Raw genomic sequence first — 519 nt, 5'->3', positions numbered from 1 at the left:
ACCCAACGCCACATAGAGGTCGCGGAAGAGGCCGGCATCCACCGCAGATTCCGTCTGGACCTGGCCACGCAGGTAGGTGCGCTTCTGCGGGTGCATCACGGTGATAGTGTTGCTGCCGCGGGTGACCGTCACGACGCCCTGGTCGGCGCGCCAGTTCGGTCCGGTGGTGCGATGCACGCCATCAAAGCGGAAATCGTAGCCGGCGATGTGCTGGGTCTGCCCCGGTGCCATGCGCACATCGCTGGTCACGCTAAGCGATTCGGTGATCAATACGCCCGCTACAAACACGCCAACGCCCAGATGCGCCAGCAACATGCCGGCCATCTCCGCTGGATAGCGTCGGCCAGCCGGCATTTCGCGCCAGCGCTTGAGCGCATATAGCCCGACGCCAACACCCAGCCATACCAGCGACGCCACGCCGGCGATCGCCTTGGGCTGACCATCCACGAAGAACGCGGCCACGATCGCGCAGGCGGCTGCGGCGATACCGGCGCGCAGCAGTACCTGCTTGAGTACCGG

1 protein-coding gene is annotated in these 519 nt (G+C 65.7%); it reads right to left on the bottom strand.

What is annotated here, in order from left to right; translation table 11 throughout:
• A partial coding sequence (locus GSQ77_RS28990; RefSeq protein ID WP_301951194.1) for a cytochrome c-type biogenesis CcmF C-terminal domain-containing protein occupies positions 1–519 on the bottom strand: 519 nt, incomplete at both ends.

Origin of the sequence: Burkholderia sp. L27(2015), from assembly GCF_009765705.1 — a bacterium.
Taxonomy (GTDB): domain Bacteria; phylum Pseudomonadota; class Gammaproteobacteria; order Burkholderiales; family Burkholderiaceae; genus LMUX01.
Note: the sequence above shows the minus strand (reverse complement) of the source record. Positions and strands in the feature narration are given on the sequence as shown.